We start from the raw sequence: 16,308 nt of genomic DNA, 5'->3' as shown, positions 1-16,308 counted from the left end.
CGTGACCTGACGTGGGGCTTGTATCTCAAGCGGCTTGAGATCGCACAGTGGGCGTCGTGGACATGAACGAGTGGTATGCCATCGGGGACGTGGCGCGGCGGACCGGACTGAGCGTGAGCGCCGTCCGGTACTACGCGGATGCCGGTGTCGTCGCGCCGGCCGCGAGCACCCCGGCCGGTCACCGTCTGTACGACGTGTCGGCCATCGCCCGGCTCGAGTTGGTCCGGACGCTGCGGGAACTCGATGCCGGTCTGGACGAGATCCGGCGGGTGCTGGCCGGCGAGGCGACGTTGCGCGAGTTGGCCGCCACGCACCTGGCCCTGCTGGCACGGCAGGAGGCGCGGTTGCGTAGTCGTCGGGCGGTGTTGTCGGTCATCCTGCGGCAGGATTCCACGGCGGAGCAGGTCACGTTGATGCACAAGCTGGCCGGTATGTCGGATGAGGAGCGGGACCGGTTGATCGACGAGTTCTGGGCTGAGGTCTCCGCCGGTTGGGAGCCGCCGGAGCGGATGGTGGAGTGGTGGCGGGCGGCCCGGCCCGAGTTGCCGGAGCATCCGACCGCGGCCCAACTGGAGGCGTGGATCGAGTTGGCCGAACTGGTGCGGGACGCCGAGGTTCGGCAGGCCGTGCGTCGTGAGTTGTTCGAGGTGTGCACCACGGGGGCGGGGCCGTTGATGACCTCGTCGCCGATGCTGGACGCGCTGGACGAGGGCGCGGCGATCGGCCAGCCGGTGATGGACGCGGCGCGGGAGGGGGTGTCGCCGGAGTCGGCCGGGGGGCGGGAGATCGCCGACCGGTGGATCGGATGGCTGACCGGTATCTTCGCGACGCCGGACAGCCCCGGGATACCGGACACGCCGGAGTTCCGGATTCAGGCGGCAGACCGCATGTTGGCGGGCGCGGAGTGGGATCGCACGCCGTCGGAGCCGGAGGGGCCGTTCGACCGGTACATGGAGCTGGTCGCCGTCGTGAACGACGTGCCGCCCGAGCGGTTCCCGTACGAGTGGCTGGCCGCGGCACTGCGCGCGTCCGCCGTACCGGCTCCCTGAGCTGGACACCAGGGATCAGGCCGCCGGTGATGGGCGGCTACCCGACCTGCCCGTGTCCGGGGGTGGACAGGCGGGTCGACACTCCCGCCCGGGGGAACGCCGCGTCGCCGGACGGGCGCTGTCGGTTGGCCGCCGGCGTCCGGGCACGGACAGTGCTCGCTGTTCAACGCCGGCTGCAACCCGGAGCCGCACCACGCGGCGGAGGTCGGGGAGGTCGGGGTGCTCTCCGCGGCGGAGGGGCAGCGGTTGGAGGACTGGTTCCTGCAGCGGTATCCGACGTCCCATCCGGTGGTGCTCAAGAATGGCGGGAAGTGGCACCTCGCCCTCACCCGTAGCCGCCGTCGCCGCAGAGCTGCGCGACCGTGGTGGGACCGGGATCACCTGCCGCACGGACGTCACCAGCAGCGCTGACCTCGACCAGTTCGTGGCGCGCACGGTCGAGGAGTTCGGCCGGATCGAGGGATGGCCGGGAAGACAGTGGCGAGCGATGGGGCAGGGGCTACGAGGTGAGGGGGAGTCTGCTTCCCGGGAGCGCGGTTCGGATGTGCGGATCTCGGCCAGGGTGCTCTCCAGCGCGGCGACGACGGCGTCGAATCCGCCGCTGCCGAGGACCAGCCGCCGTGGAGGCGGTTCCTGGGACATGGCGGCGATCACCGCTCGGACTCCGCGCCGCGGGTCGCCGGGCTGTCTGCCGTCCTGGTCGATCATTGCGGCGCGAACATCGTCGAGCATCGGCCGGTACTCCGCGATGCTCTCGGTGATGGGCTCGTCGGCGAAGCCGGCGTATGCCCGGGTGCGGAAGGCCCCCGGTTCGACGGCCATCACCCGGATGCCCAACGGTGCCACCTCCTCGCGGAGCACGTCGGTCACGGCTTCGATCGCGTGCTTGGTGGCGCTGTAGTAGCCGAATCCGGTCACCCCGCGCAGGCCGGCGACTGATGACATGGTGACGATCCCGCCGTTGCGTCTGGCGCGCATGCCAGGAAGCACGGCTCGGATCACCGACAGCACGGCGAAGAAGTTCAGCTCGAACATGCGGCGCACGTCGTCGTCCTCCGTGCCCTCGACCGACCCGTACCAGCCGCGGCCCGCGTTGTTCACCAGCACGTCGATGCCACCGAAGCGTTCCTCGGCCGCGCGCACCACCTTCCGCACCTGCCCGGCGTCGGTGACGTCCAGTGGTAGGACCAGCACCCGGTCGCCGTGCGCCTGCGCCCACTCCCGCAACTCTTCGGGCCGCCGCGCGGTCAGTGCCACCCGGTCACCCATCTCCAGCGCGGCCTCGGCGTACGCCATGCCGAACCCTCCCGGCGTTCCGCCGGTGACAAACCATGTCTTCATCGGAATCCCCGAATCCTCAAGCCGGAAAGACAGGACACACCAGCTCAGGGCTCGATCGTCAGGTGGGTGATCAACGCGCCACTCGTCGTGAACCGGTAGTGCAGGTCGACCACCCCACCGGGGAAGTCTCCTTCGAGATGCTGTGTCACCACGAAGTGCGTGTCGTCGACGCTGGTGGCGCTGGTCAGCTCCGTGGTGTACCGGTACTCGCTGGCGGTGCCCTCCAACCAGCTACGGATCTCATCCAGCCCGCGGTGGGTGCGGCCCTCGTCGACCACGACGGCGTCGGCCGCGTAGGACGTGATCGCGACAGCTGTCTCGTGGGTCCGGTGCGCGGCAAGGTAGGCCGTGATCGCGGCCGGCAGTTCCTCCGGCGGGATCCTGGTGCCCTCGCCCCGGTCAACATCGTTCATCCGCCTACTGTCGGCTCTCCCCCGGGGGGAGGGTCAAGGATGCAGACTGGGGATCATGCGTACGGGGTTGACCATCGGGCAGTTCGCCACACTGACCCACCTGAGCGTGCGGACGTTGCGCCGCTACCACGAGGCCGGGCTGCTGGCGCCCGCGAGGGTCGACCCCCACACGGGCTACCGCTACTACCTGCCCGAGCAGATCCCGCCCGCGCAGGTCATCCACCGGCTACGTGAGCTCGACGTGCCACTGGCCGAGGTCGGATCCATCCTCGCGACCGACGATCCGCAGCAGCGCGCTGATCTGATCCTGGGTCACGTGCAACGACTGGAAGATCAGCTGGACCGTACCCGCGCCGCAGTCGTGTCGCTCCGCCGGCTGCTGCGCCCTGACCCGGCAGACCTGCACGTCGAACTGCGATCCGTCCCCGCCCGTACCGTCGTCGCCGTCACCGACGAGGTCGACATCGACGACTCGCTCGCCTTCTACGACGCTGCGATGGCGGAGCTGGACGCGGCCTTCGCGCCGGCCGAACGTACCGGGCCGCCCGGCGGGCACTACGCCAACGAACTGTTCACGCAGGGTACCGGTGCCATGACCGTCTTCCGGCCGGTCCGTGACCCCCGCAGATCCGGCCGGATCGAGATCGTGGAACTCCCCGCAGCCGACCTGGCCGTCGCCGTTCACGCAGGGCCACACGACGACATCGACGTCACCTACGGCCGCCTCGGCGCCTGGGTGGTCGCGCACGCCCTGGGAATCGACGGACCGATCCAGGAGACCTACCGCGTCGGCCCGCGCGACACCGCCGACTCCGACAGTTGGCGCACCGAGATCGGCTGGCCGACCTTCCGCCTCGCCCCTGACGACTCCCCTGCCTCTTCGTCGGCGGGAGCCAGGTCCCACGGGTGGTGATCGCAGCCGTCAGGGGTCAGTTGCTGCAGGCCGATCGCGGCCACCAGATCGAGCTTGCCGCCCGCGTCCGTGCCGGGCCGCGGCATGTCGACCACCAGACGCCGACGCCGACGCGGCCCAGGCGGCGAAGCCGCGCTGGAAGGAGACCACGGCGTTGTCCGCGCGGATCCACCCCGGTCCTGCCCGGCGGACGCTGGTGGGTCGACGACACCCGCGAGGGCATGGCGGTCGCCCGCCGGGCCGACGTCGAAACCTGTTAGCCCCGCCGATCCGGCCCGTGCGATGATCCACACCTGGGTCGCTAGCTCAACTGGTAGAGCATTCGACTGAGTAGCGCGTCCGCTCTCCGCCTGTGTGGTCATGGAGGCGCTTCCTTCTCCTTGTTGGATCGAAGGGTTCGGGGTTCGAATCCCCGGCGACCCACTGTGCGGCGGCGGCGAGCAGCGACTGCCGGAGTCGGTTCCCGGCGGGCTGGCGATCCGCCGCGCCGTCGGGGTGGAACGTGCGGAACGGAGGGCCGGATGCGGGAGAAGCTGCTCATTCAGAAGACGCTGCGGGTGCCGGCGAGCACCGGCGAGGCCGGTGACGGCACGCCGGTGGCCCGGCAGCTCGACGCAGTGCTGCTGGATGTCGGGTTCTCGGCGTCGCGGGCCCTGCTGGAGCACATCGGTGCCCTGGCCCCCGGGCCGGCGTCGGATCTCGCCGCCACGGTCGTGTCCGCGGTACGCGAGCTGGTCGGCGACCACGTTCGGCACAACGCCTACTTCATCGGTTTCCCGCACGACGTGCCGGACACCGTCGAGTTCTGGATGGAGCGGCTGCGGGCGGCCGTACTCACCGGCGGCGGCACGGCGACCGACGCCCAGCTGCGGGACACCGTCGTGTCGGGCGGGGTGAACCTGCTCGACCTGCCGGCCTACGGCACCTACCAGCACACCTACGCCGAGCTGCTGGCCGCGCACGACACGCTGATCACCGCGGCCGGCGACCGGGTGACCCTGCTGCGTCTCGGTGACACCACCGAGGTGGAGTCGGCGCGGCTCTATCTGGCCCTGGCCGGTAGCCCGACACCACACGGCGAGGCGGACCTCGCCATCCTCAGCGAGCTGGCGGTCGCCTGCATGGACGACCCGCAGCCGGACGGTATCCCGGTGCGGGAGAACCGCGCGGTGGTCAACGGCATCCGGCTCGTCCTCGGCAGGCCGCTGGTCGGCGTGGACACCACGACCGACGTGCTGCGCCTGGCCTGTCAGGTCTCCGGCGGGGACGTCTCGCTCACGACGCCCACGCGATTCCGTGCCTTCCCGCGCCGGGAGCGGCGGGTCCTGCTGGCTGCGCTGAACGAGGTCGTCGGCGCGAACCCGGACAAGCTCGGCGACGTCGCGCGCTACGCGGAGCGGTGGAAGCGGCTCGGGGAGCGGCTGCACCCGCACGAGCACGCGCAGTGGCCGTACGCGCAGGCGGTGTTCTCGGTCGCGCGCGGCGAACGTCGCGTGCGCAGCCTCGCCGGCCGCGCCGAGGAGGCGGTCCGCGCCGGCGCAGTCGGCCCGGCCGCGGCGGTGCTGTCCACCGCGCCGGGCCTGCTCCTGCGATCCGCGGACCGGCTGCTGCGGCTGGCGTCCGCGTCCGAGCAGACCGCTGTGGTCGACGCGGTCACCGCGGCGCTGGGCTCGGCGTCCGGCCGGGTGCTGTGCTCGCTGCGGGAGCACGTCGACAACCGGCTGGCACCCGCGTCCGCCCGGATGTTCGTGGGCCGCTCGCGGCGGGCCTGGACGGGACGCGACGAGCGGCCGCCGCTGCCGGCCGGTCTGGTGGCCGAGCTGTCGGCACTGCTCGATGCGGAGATCAGTGCCCGCCTGCCGGAGCTGGAGCGACCGCTGGTGGTGGATCCGGAGGTGCTCGACGTCGCGTTGCCGCTGTCCGGCAAGGCGACCGAGGGCGGCTTCGCCGTGCTTCCGAGGGGTTCGCGGGCATCGGTCTCCGGTGACCTGCTGCGCTTCTTCACGTACTGGCGTCAGACCCGCCGCCGTACCGACTACGACCTGTCGGTGCTGCTGCTCGACGAGGAGTTCCACAGCGCGGGCCAGGTGTCCTGGACGAACTACCGCCACGAAGGGGTGGTGCACTCCGGTGACATCACCGACGCGGCGAACGGCGCGACCGAGTTCATCGATGTGCCCGGCACGATCGGCGGCACCTATGTGATTCCGCAGGTCCACATCTACGCGGGCGAGTCGTTCGACGAGGTCGCCGAGTCGATGTTCGGCTATCAGACCCGCGCGCCGGAGCAGCGTGGCGCGCCGTTCGACGCCCGGACCGTACGGGCCCGTTCGCAGCTGCGCGGCCAGGGCCGCATCGCGCTGCCGCTGGTGTTCGCCCGGGAAGAGCACAGGTGGCGGGCCACGTGGCTGCACCTGTACCTGCGGGGGCGGCCGTCGTTCAATCGGGTGGAGGAGAACACGTTCACCACCGCCGACCAGGTGCGAGCACTGCTGCAGCGGCGCTACCTGACGATGTCCTACCTGGTCGAGCGGTGGCGCGGGCGGGCCGAGGTGGTCACCTGGGACGGTCGGCTACCGGACGGGCCCGTCACGTTCATCGGCGTCGAGGCACCTGACGACCTGCCGGAAGGATCGGAGGCGTACACGCTGGATCGACTCGCCGAGCTGATCCCTCGGTAAGTCGCGACGGCCGAGGCCAGGTGGGCGCTTCCTGCTGATCCGTTCGATTCGGGACCTCCGCGCAGGCGGAGGATCTGGTATTCAGCGCCCACGCTCTCCTCGGCCGTCGCCGGCGGAGGCCGAGGAGTGACACACCCCGGGCCCTGCCCCGACATCTGCGGTCCGGCGGGGCCGGCGATGGCGGGTCGCGTCCGTGGACGCCCAGTTCAGACCCACCTCGGTCGACCGTGGGGCGGCACTGGAACCCTGCCCGGGTAGTACGTGGCGTACGACCTAATGCGTATTCGGGATGCGCCGATTCGCCACTGAACTCTGGCTCTTCACCCTGCTAGTTTGGTGCCGATCGTGGGGAGAGGTGGGTGTTTCCGACAATGACTACCCGGCGCGGAGTGTACTTCCTGGCCAATGATTACGTGCTGGATCGGGCCATTGCCTTCCTGAACAGTTTCCGGGCTCATCACGAATCGTTGCCGCTGTGTCTGATCCCATTCGCGGACGATATCGACGGTCTGCTGCGGCTGCAGTCGCGATTCGATTTCACGGTCTGGTCCGGCGACCCGGCCCTCCTGGCGGCCTGTGACGACATCAGCCGAGCATTCCACGGCGAGGTCAAGGGGCACTACCGCAAGCTGGCCACCTGGGAAGGTGACTACGACGAGTTCATCTACGTCGACACGGACACGATCGTGTTGCGGGACATGAGCTTCGCCTACGACTTTCTCGACAGGTACGCTTTCGTGACGACCGCCTCGGACCATCCGGCCAACCTGAAATGGGTGTGGCGCGAATCTGTCCACGGCGCCGCAGCGTTGACCCCCGAGCAGATCGCCTATGCGGCCGGCACCCAGTTCATCGCCTCGCGCAAGGAGTGCCTGCGGTTCGCCGAGGTGGCCCCTCGGTTGGACGCCGCGCTGGCGCTTGCGGAGCACATGGCGTTGGTGACCCTGGAAATGCCGCTGCTGAATTACCTGATGGTGACGTCGGGTCGGCCGTACACCAGCCTGCGGGTGCTGGCCGGGGCCGTGGGTGAGGATCAGCCACCGCCGGGCGACATCCCGCAGGAACGGTGGGCCGGCGACCCGATCGGGGCCGTGCGTGACGGCCGGCTGATGTCGGCCGGGTCGCCGCCGATCTTCCTGGTGCACTGGGCGGGAATGTGGTGGGAACTCGAGCGGGGTGAACGTGCCGAGCTGCCACACCTCGACCTGTGGAGCTACTACCGGTGGCTGGGCAGCACCGAGGGGCGTTCGGTGGACCTGCCCTGATTTCCTTCGATCAGGTAGGCGGCCGCCGCCTTGCGTACCGCGTCGACCCGGGAGACCGCGTCCAGTTTTCCGTAGATGTTCGTCAGGTGGCGTTTGACCGTCGACTCGGTGATTCGTAGCCGGGTGGCGATCTGCGCGTTGCTCAACGCCTGTGCCGTCAGGCGTAGGACCTCCAGCTCCCGCTCGGTCAGCGCGCCTTCGCACGGCATGCGCCGCTGTTTGACCAGGCGCTCGATGGTCCGCCGGGACACCGACAGTCGGACGGTCGCGGACTCCCCGGCCGCCGCGATCACCGCCGCGATCAGTTCGGCCCGGTGGATGGTCTTGACCAGGTACGCGACGGCCCCGCACTCGAGCGCCTCGTACACGACGTCGGCGTCGTCATGCATGGTCAGCACGACGGCCCGGGTACGCGGACACAACCGGCGAAGCTGCCGCAGCACCGCGGCGGTGCCGGGGCCGGGCATCTCCACGTCGAACAGCAGCACGTCGGGCTGCCGTTCGACGCAGAGCGCGATGGCCGCCTCGCCGTGCGCCGCCTCGCCGATGACCCGGAGGCACGGATCGTTGGCGAGCATCTCGCGGACGCCGTGACGAAACAGGGTCTGATCATCGGCGAGGGCAACCGTGACTTCCGCGCTGGCCCGGCTCACCGGTGTCCGCCGGGCAGCAGTGTCCCGGAGTGCGAAGATGCGCTTTCGCGTACGTCGCCCGCATGACGCCCGCAATTCCCACCGGCTCGAGCGCTCCGCAATAGAACGCTGTTCTCACGGGTGAATTGACTTCTCAGGACATCCAGAACTTTCAGGTCGATTTCCGACATCCGTGCCTCCTGGAGGAACGCTGTACGACTTATCGGAAGTGCTGGAAGCGCTCCCATCCAAGATACCCAAAGAGCGTCCGGCGGTCATCGACGTGAACGCCCGCATCACCCCTGCAGGAGGACGGACATTGGGTACTGTTCCGGCCCGCCGCTCGGCGGCGGTGCGGCGGTGCGGCGCGGCGGTGCGGATGAACCGCTCCACTCGCGGGGACGGATCCGCCGGGTACCGCTTTCGTCGTAGGAGTGGCTACGACCTTCGTATATTGGCGCCGGCCTTCGTGGGTTCGCTATCGTTCTCGCCAGTCCCGCAGCGAGGGCACAAATGGCGGAGGTGTTCGGGTGTCCACCAACAATGCGTCGTTCCTCCGGGTGAGCGGGTCGGACATTGTCGACTCCAACGGCACGCCGATCACGCTGTTCGGCATCGGAGTCGCCGGCTGGCTCAACATGGAGAACTGGATAACCGGATTTCCTGCCTACGAGGAGGGGCAGCGGGCGGCGGTCGGGCAGGTGCTCGGGCCAGGATTGCGGGATTTCTTCTTCGACCGTTTCCTCGAGCACTTCTTCACGGCCGACGACGCGGCGTACCTCGCCTCCCTCGGCATCAACATGGTCCGCCTGCCGTTCAGCTACAAGTACCTCGAGAGCGACGACGCGCCATTCGAGATCAACGAGAACGGCTTCCGCTACCTCGACCGGGTGATCGATCTCTGTGGCGCGCAGGGCATTCGTACGGTGCTCGACCTGCACACCGTTCCCGGTTGGCAACACCAGGACTGGCACTGCGACAACCCGACGCACACCTCACAGTTCTGGGTGCACCGGACGTTCCAGGATCGGGTGGTACACCTGTGGCGGGCGATCGCGGCCCGGTACAGGAACAACCCGTGGGTGGCCGGCTACAACCCGATCAACGAGCCGGCGGACCCGAGCGCCGAGAAGGTGGGCCCGTTCTACGAGCGCCTCGTGGCGGCGATCCGGGAGATCGACCAGAACCACATCCTCTTCCTGGACGGCAACCGGTACGCGCTCGACTTCGACTTCTTCGGCGACCCGTTGCCCAACACCGTCTACTGCCCGCACGACTATCCGGCGCCGGGATACACCCCGGGCAGCCGCTACCCGGGCAGGCACCGACCGATCCACGTGCTCGACGCCGGCCGGGGCGTGGCCGGCGAGTCGGAGGCCGAGGCGTACTGGGACAAGGCCGAAGTGGAGCGCAGCTTTCTCTACCGCACCGTCTATATGCGGGAAACGAAGACACCCATCGTGGTCGGTGAGTTCAACGCCGTGTGGCCGGACGTGGAGGAGGAGCGCCTGCGACTGCTCGGCGACCAGCTCGACGTGTTCCGCAAGTACAACGCGAGCTGGACCTACTGGTCGTACAAGGATGTGGGATTCGCGGCACCGCTGCGCCTCGCCCCGGACGGTCCGTATCTGGAGCGCATCCGGCCGATCCTCGACAAGAAGGCACGCCTGGCAGTCGACCTCTGGGGCGGCGACCGCCGGAAGATGGGCCACGTGCTCGGCCCCATTCACCAGGCCCTCGCGCAGGAGTGTCCCGACTGGAACCCGTACCCGTGGGGAAGCGAGTTCATGGTCTGCCGGTTGGTCCTGCAGATCCTCTTCTCGGAGGCGCTGCTGCCGCAGTTCGGCGAACTCTTCCGCGGCATGGGCGAGGACGACATCGACCAGATGATGCAGTCCTTCCGGCTGGAGAACTGCCAGCCCTGGCAGCCGCTGGTCGACCTGTTGCGGCGCGACATCGCAGCCCGCAGCCCGCAGTCCGCCGTCGTCATCTCCTGATCAGGGCCCTGGATGCGAGGAAGCAGGCCTTGCGATGCCTGACGTGGTAACGAGCGTCCCGTCCGGACCGGCGGAGGTGACACTGCGGGCGACCATGACTGCGAAGTTCCGGCTCGACGTGGTCCGAGACCTGTTCGCGCCGGAAAACCCGGCCCTGGCGGGCGCCTGGGGCGCGGCCCGGCGGCTGCTCGTGGTCCTCGACGACGTGGTCGGCGAGCGTAGCGAACTGCTCATCGGGTACCTGCGCGCCGCGCAACACCGCGGCGACCTGGACGACTTCTACTGCATAGACGCGGACGCCGCCGGCGAAACCCGGGCGGCCGGGGTGGGTGCCTGCGGCTATGTCGTCGAAGCGGCGGTGAAGGCCCAGCTCGGGCGGCGCGACGCGATGGTCGCGTTCAGCGGTGAGCGTACCGGCCGAGTGGTGGCGGTGGCGGCGGCCTCGCTGCGGCGGCACACCGAGGCGCTCCGCATCCACGGTGACCTGACGGCCGTGCTGGGTTGCCTCAGGGACGGCCTGCGCGCGTCCCTGGGCGAGGAGGGGATCACCGCGCTGGCCCGCCACACCCACCTGATCGTCGACGAGGACGGCGTGCTGGCGCGTCCGGTGGAGCCGGTCACGTTGCTTCTGCTGGCCGTGCTCGACCGACACCTGCTCGGTCAGCTGGATCGGTCCGACGTGGACGGGTGCCAGGCCGACGCGCTCTGCTCGATCCTCCGGCTGTGCCGGCGGCTCCGCCCGGGTCACCCGGCGTGGCGGATCGGCGAGGCATGGCTGCCGCTCGCCCCCACCGCGCTGACCGAACCCGAACGGCGTGCCTGGTCGCTGATGACCGCCGCCAGGGTCGCGCACCGGCTCGGCCGGCTGCCGGCACAGGTGGTGGGCGCGCTCGAGCGCCTCGCCGAGCGGCTGGATCTGGACCACGCCGTCGCCGCGGCGGCGGACGCCTCGGCGGCGCGGCGCTGGGCCGCCTACGCCGGATCCGGCGACGGCCCGGTCACGTTGACGCTGCCCGCCACGGATGGTGGCGGCGAGACGGTGACGGTGGACCGGACCACCCTGGCGCGGATACTCAGCGGCCGGACGGAGGTCTTCGGTGGGACGAGGCCGCCGAAGATCGGTGCTCCGGACGGTGTGTCCGGTCCCGAGGGCACGGCGGTGGCGGGGGTACCGCGTGGGGGTGCCGGGATGACCATGGGCACCCGACTCCGGGTCGAGGTGCCGACCAGCTTTCCCCTGCGCTTCACCGACGACGTGCTCGCCCCGCACACCGCCGCCCTCACCGACCTGCTGCCCGAGCGCTGCCAGGTGCTGGCGGTGGTCGACCCGTACGCGCCGGACCAGGTCGACAGGGTGCAACGGCTGCTGTCCGGGTGTCGGGACCGGGGGTACCTCGCCCGATTCACCGTGCTGCCGGTCGTCGCGACCGAGCACACCAAGAACCTGACCCAGGTGGCCGAAGTGCTGCGGGTCGCCGAAGGGCTCGGACTGGGCGCGGACGACCGGCTGCTGGTGGTCGGCGGTGGCACTCTGATGGACAGCGTCGGGTATGCCGCCTACCTCTACCGGGGCGACACCCCGTACATCCGGGTGCCCACCACACTTGTCGGCATGGTCGACGCCGGTGTCGGCCTCAAGGTGGGCGTCAACCTCAACGGGCACAAGAACCTGCTCGGCGCGTACCATCCGCCGCTCGCCTGCCTGCGCGACGTGGCGTTCCTGCGCACCCTGGCACCGGCGGAGCTGCGCTGCGGGCTCGCCGAAGTGATCAAGATAGCGGTCGTCTGTGACGCCGAGCTGTTCGCTCTGGTCGAGCAGCACCACGCCGACGTGCTGACGGCCCGCGACACCCCGCAGGTGCGGGAGATCCTCGACCGCGCGACCCAGGCGATGCTCCGTCAGCTCGCCGCCAACCCGTGGGAGGAGGACCTGCGCCGGCTGCCCGACTTCGGTCACGAGTTCGGTCATGCCCTGGAGTCGATGTCCGGTTACCGGCTGCGCCACGGTGAGGCTGTCGCGATCGGCATGGCGCTCTCGTCGTACCTGGCCTTCCGGACCGGGTACCTGGGCCACGACGACCTCGAACGGCTGCTGTCGCTGCTCCGCCGGACCGGCCTTGCGGTGTGGAGCCCGGTGTGCGACCCGGCCGCGCTGTGGCGTCGGCTGCACGGGGAGGTGGTACCGCACAAGGCCGGGTGGCTGCACCTCGTGGTGCCGCGTCGCATCGGCGTCGGTGACTTCATCGACTCGATCGACGAGATCAGTGCCCACCTGGTCGCGGATGCCTGCACGGAACTCGCAGCCCGCGCGCAGGAGCCTGCGCGGTGACGAACCTGGGCGAAGGAGGGACAGCGTGACGTCGCTGACCGATGCTGCGGTGATCTGTGTCGACATGGGTGGCACCACCACGCGGATCGGGGTCTTCGCCAACGGGCGTCGGCTGCCCGGCGCGGTGCGAATCGCCACCCCGAAGCCGGCTCGGGGCGGCTCGATCCGTACGGAGCACCTGGACCAGATCGCCGACGCCGTCGCACGCGTACGGTTCGAGGCCCCGGGGCAGGGGCACGAGGTCGGACTCGCGGTGGGTGCCACCGTCGACGCCGCGGGCCGGATCCGCAACGCATCGATGCTGTGGCACGAGCCGAGCGAGGGCTTCGACCTCGCCGCGGCGATGGCGGCCCGGCTGCCGTGGGCCAGCATCACGGTGGCGAACGACATCGCCGCCGCGGCCTGGCGGTACCGGTCGCTGGGCCGGTTCGGCCTGGTCACGGTCAGCACCGGCGTCGCGGTCAAGGTCTTCGACGACGCCCTGCCGTTCGACCGCAAGCTGCTCCTCGACGACGATGGGCTGGGCGGCGAGGTCGGCCACGTCCGGGTCGACCCGCCGACCGAACTCGTCGAGGCCGGCACGCCGTGGTGCGAGTGTGGCAACACCAGCGACCTCTGCTCGTACGTGTCGGGGCCGGCCACCATGCGGCTCGTGGCGCTGCTCGCCGCGGCGCAGCCGCAGCGCTGGCGCGATTCGAAGCTGTCCGCGCTCGCCGCAGGCGTGCCGGAACGCCTGACCAGCCGCGAACTCGCCCTCGTCGCCGGTGCCGGCGACGAGTTCACCGCCGAAGTGCTCCGGGTGTCCACCCGGCCGCTCGCCGCGCAGTTGCTGCACATGTCGGCGCTGCTCGGGCTGCGGCGATTCGTGGTCATGGGCGGGTTCGCCAACGGCGTCGGCGCGCCGTGGTACGCCGCGCTGCGCGCCAACCTGGACGAACTGCTGCCGCAGGGCGGCTGGTTCACCGGATGGACCGCAGGCGACCTGGACGTGTTGGTGCGCCCGTCGTACGACGACGACGACAGCCTCCTCGGGATGGCGGAGTTCCTGGCCGCCCGCCGCCACCAGTACCGCGAGCTCCACAAGCCGGTGGGCGAGTCGACCACCACGGTGCGCTCGCGTTCCCGGCCGCGCTGCGGCCGCGAGCAGTTCCTGGCACGCGTCGCATTCGCCGGCATCTGTGGCACCGACCTGCAGATGTTGCGCGGCGATCGCGGTTGCGAACCCGGTGTGCTCGGCCACGAGTGCGTCGCCCAGGTCGTCGAGGTCGGGGCGGCCGTGCGCGCCGTCGTTCCCGGCCAGGTGATCGGGGTCAACCCGAACCACCCCCACGACGACCACGACAAGATCGGCCACAACCAGCCCGGGGTGCTGCGCGAGCTCGCGGTCTGGGACGGCGCCCTCGCCGAGCGGGGCCAGGCGGTGCGGCTGCCGGATGAGGGCCGGGCCGAGTGGGTGCTGCTGGAGCCGCTCGCGTGCGCGGTGCGCTCCCTGCGGCTGGCCCGCGACGCCGGCCGGGGCGGGCGGATACTGGTGATCGGCGGCGGAATCTCCGGCCTGCTGCACGTGCTGCTCGCCCGCCAGTGGGGAGCGGAGCGTGTGCTCCTGGCCAATCGCGGCGGCGATCGGTTGCGTCTGGCGGTGGACCGGGGGGTGTTGCCCGCCGAGGACTGCCTGCCGGTCTCCGCCGGACTGGCCGCCGCCGTGCGCGATGCCACCGGCGGCGCTGGCGTCGACGCGGTCGTGGTGTGCGTCTCCGGCGCCGGGCCCGACATCCTGGCGGACCTCTGGCCCGCGTTGGCCGACGACGCCACCGTCCACCTGTTCGGGGGTTTCCTGCCCGGGGACACCGTGCGCCTGCCCGGCGGCGACGCGGTGCCGACCCACCCGATCCGGTGCGGACAACGGCGGACGGTGCGACTGCCGGCCGGCCGCACCGGCACGTTGCTCGGGTCGCGGGGAGCTTCGGCCGACGAGTACCAGGAGGCGCTCGACCTGTGCGCAGGCCCGGCTGGGCTGCGGCTCGGCCCGCTGGTCAGCCACGTGGTGTCGCTCGACGCCGCGCCGGCGGTCCTCGCCGGCCTGGCGTCCACCGGTCGGGTGAACGGTGATCCGACGCTGCGGGTGGTGGTCGACCTGACGCTGCCCGGCCGGTCGGTCCGCGCGGTCGACGGTTCCGCGCTGCCCCGCCTGAAAGCGCCGTCATGACCGGGCGTCCGCGCGCGGACGGGCCAGCGCGCAGCGACACGACCGGCCTCGCCGGGCTCGACGCCGACGCTCTCTGGTCCGCGGTGCTCGCCGCCGCGGCGGGCTCCCGCGCGGGCCCGGCGCGGGCCGTGGCCGAGCGCTGCACGGTCGCCGGCTCGCCACGGCTGGGCTGGGCCTCGCCGCCGCCGTGGCGCACGGTCAGCCGCAGCGTCGCCGCCGTCCGGGCCGCTCTCGGCGTGCCGGTCGGGGCACGGGTGGTGATGTTGAGCACCGGCGGCTGGTGTTTCGCCGCGCAGGCGCTGATCGAGACGACCGGCGGATGTTCCGTCCTGACCCCGCTGGACAGTCTCGACCCTGCCGCGATCGCGCACGTCCTGGCCACGCGCGCCGAGGCGCCGCGCGGGGTCCTCGCGGTGTCCGGCTCCGGGGCGACGCTGGAGACCCGGCTGCTGGCCGAGGCGGTACCACCGCGCGGTGGCGGCCGGCTCGTCTGGTTGCGCGACGAAGGGGCACCGCCGGAGGCGTTCGCGCTGTCCCCGCGCGGCGGCCCCGACCAGGTGGCGATGCTGGGTGCTCCGCTGTCCACCGCGTTCCTGACCGCTGCCGCCGTCGTCGACGACGCTGCGCTCGCCGAGGCGTACCCACGTTTTCTGGCCCGCTGTCACCGGATCGGCAGCACGGCGGCCCGGCGTGCCGTCACGGTGCCGACAAAGGGCGATCCGCGGATCCGGATCGTCGTGCCGGCCTGGGGTGGGCCGGGACTGCGGCGCTGGCTGCTCCAGCTCGGCCGGCAGCTGCTCGGCGGGAAGTCCGGTGGCTTCCGCCCCACCGTGGAGTGCCGGTCCGTGGTCGAGGTGGCACCCGACGACGTCGACGCGGGCCCGCCCGACGCCGTCCTCGACCTCGGTGGTCTGCGCCGTGACCTGCCCGCGCTGTTCGACGGGCTCTACGCGGCCGGGGTGTTCGTGGCCTGCGTCGGCCTGCGCGCGGGCCTCGACGTCGTCGACCACGCGAACGTGCGCGCCTACAAGGAGCGCCTGGCGCACGCCGACGCCGACGCCCCGCCCCGCCGGCCGGTCGCCGCCGCCGACCTGCCCGACGCCGCCGCGACCTGGCTGGCGCGCCGACCGGACCTGACGCGGCTGCACGTCGTCGGGTACTGGTCGGACGCCGAGCGGAGCCTTGCGCCCGCCGGACGGTTCGCCGCAGCCACCGGACGCCGGTGTGAGGTACACGAGGGCAGTGCCTGGAACCACCACTCCTTCCAGGCGGTGTACGCCGATCCGACCGTCGCGGTGCTGATCGTCACGCGCGGTGCCGACGCCGAGGCCGGTGCCTCCCCGCCGGTCCGCGTCGTCGCCCGGACGCTGCGCGAGATCGCCGCAGCCACCCACCGGTCGCTGCCGGAGCGCAGCCTGCTGGTGCCGTTGGCCGCTGCCGCGGGGGCCGACGTCCCCGCAGCGCTCACGGGAGGTGACTGAG

The 16,308-nt window shown here is 71.1% G+C and carries 11 protein-coding genes and 1 tRNA gene; 9 read left to right on the top strand and 3 right to left on the bottom strand.

The features are described 5' to 3' along the window. Positions 1-56 precede the first annotated feature (56 nt). Positions 57-1,049, top strand: a complete 993-nt coding sequence (locus tag ACIG87_RS30305; RefSeq protein ID WP_396855041.1) for a MerR family transcriptional regulator — start codon at positions 57-59, stop codon at positions 1,047-1,049. A gap of 15 nt (positions 1,050-1,064) precedes the next feature. On the opposite strand, the gene ACIG87_RS30300 is transcribed toward ACIG87_RS30305, so the two are convergent. Both ACIG87_RS30300 and ACIG87_RS30295 read right to left on the bottom strand, forming a co-directional pair. Continuing rightward, positions 1,065-2,390 (bottom strand): SDR family NAD(P)-dependent oxidoreductase, encoded by a 1,326-nt coding sequence (locus ACIG87_RS30300; protein WP_396855040.1) that lies wholly within the window; start codon positions 2,388-2,390, stop codon positions 1,065-1,067. A 44-nt stretch (positions 2,391-2,434) separates the two neighbouring features. Then, the gene (locus ACIG87_RS30295) at positions 2,435-2,803 is read right to left on the bottom strand and encodes a nuclear transport factor 2 family protein (RefSeq protein ID WP_396855039.1); all 369 of its coding nucleotides are present in this window, start codon (positions 2,801-2,803) and stop codon (positions 2,435-2,437) included. A 55-nt stretch (positions 2,804-2,858) separates the two neighbouring features. Here ACIG87_RS30295 and ACIG87_RS30290 point away from each other — a divergent pair, with 55 nt between their 5' ends. The 4 genes from ACIG87_RS30290 (at position 2,859) to ACIG87_RS30275 (ending at position 7,662) form a co-directional block, all read left to right on the top strand. Beyond that, on the top strand, positions 2,859-3,716 hold the full coding sequence (locus ACIG87_RS30290) for a MerR family transcriptional regulator (protein ID WP_396855038.1): 858 nt from the start codon (positions 2,859-2,861) through the stop codon (positions 3,714-3,716). 295 nt (positions 3,717-4,011) lie between these two features. After that, positions 4,012-4,139, top strand: a tRNA-OTHER gene (locus ACIG87_RS30285). Between the two features lie 98 nt (positions 4,140-4,237). Continuing rightward, the gene (locus ACIG87_RS30280; protein ID WP_396855037.1) at positions 4,238-6,397 is read left to right on the top strand and encodes a hypothetical protein; all 2,160 of its coding nucleotides are present in this window, start codon (positions 4,238-4,240) and stop codon (positions 6,395-6,397) included. A 389-nt stretch (positions 6,398-6,786) separates the two neighbouring features. Beyond that, positions 6,787-7,662 (top strand): hypothetical protein, encoded by an 876-nt coding sequence (locus ACIG87_RS30275; RefSeq protein WP_396855036.1) that lies wholly within the window; start codon positions 6,787-6,789, stop codon positions 7,660-7,662. Here the strand turns inward: ACIG87_RS30275 and ACIG87_RS30270 are convergent. Continuing rightward, the gene (locus ACIG87_RS30270; protein WP_396855035.1) at positions 7,614-8,315 is read right to left on the bottom strand and encodes a response regulator; all 702 of its coding nucleotides are present in this window, start codon (positions 8,313-8,315) and stop codon (positions 7,614-7,616) included. The two genes, ACIG87_RS30275 and ACIG87_RS30270, sit on opposite strands and share 49 nt — an antisense overlap. A gap of 509 nt (positions 8,316-8,824) precedes the next feature. Between ACIG87_RS30270 and ACIG87_RS30265 the strand changes: the two genes are divergently transcribed. The 4 genes from ACIG87_RS30265 to ACIG87_RS30250 are packed head-to-tail and all read left to right on the top strand — an operon-like array spanning position 8,825 to position 16,307. Further along, entirely contained in the window at positions 8,825-10,291 is a 1,467-nt protein-coding gene (locus tag ACIG87_RS30265) for a glycoside hydrolase family 5 protein (protein ID WP_396855034.1), read from the top strand. A 34-nt stretch (positions 10,292-10,325) separates the two neighbouring features. Continuing rightward, entirely contained in the window at positions 10,326-12,620 is a 2,295-nt protein-coding gene (locus ACIG87_RS30260) for a hypothetical protein (protein ID WP_396855033.1), read from the top strand. Positions 12,621-12,645: 25 nt separating this feature from the next. Next, positions 12,646-14,826 (top strand): ROK family protein, encoded by a 2,181-nt coding sequence (locus tag ACIG87_RS30255; protein WP_396855032.1) that lies wholly within the window; start codon positions 12,646-12,648, stop codon positions 14,824-14,826. After that, positions 14,823-16,307 carry a hypothetical protein gene (locus ACIG87_RS30250; protein WP_396855031.1) on the top strand — a complete coding sequence of 495 codons (1,485 nt, stop codon included), beginning with the start codon at positions 14,823-14,825 and terminating at the stop codon, positions 16,305-16,307. The genes ACIG87_RS30255 and ACIG87_RS30250 overlap by 4 nt, the downstream gene beginning before the upstream one ends. Position 16,308 lies beyond the last annotated feature (1 nt).

Source organism: Micromonospora sp. NPDC051925, from assembly GCF_044548625.1.
In the GTDB taxonomy this organism is placed as follows: Bacteria; Actinomycetota; Actinomycetes; order Mycobacteriales; family Micromonosporaceae; genus Micromonospora.
The sequence above is the reverse complement of the archived record's forward strand: the minus strand, read 5'-3'. Positions and strand labels throughout refer to the sequence as shown.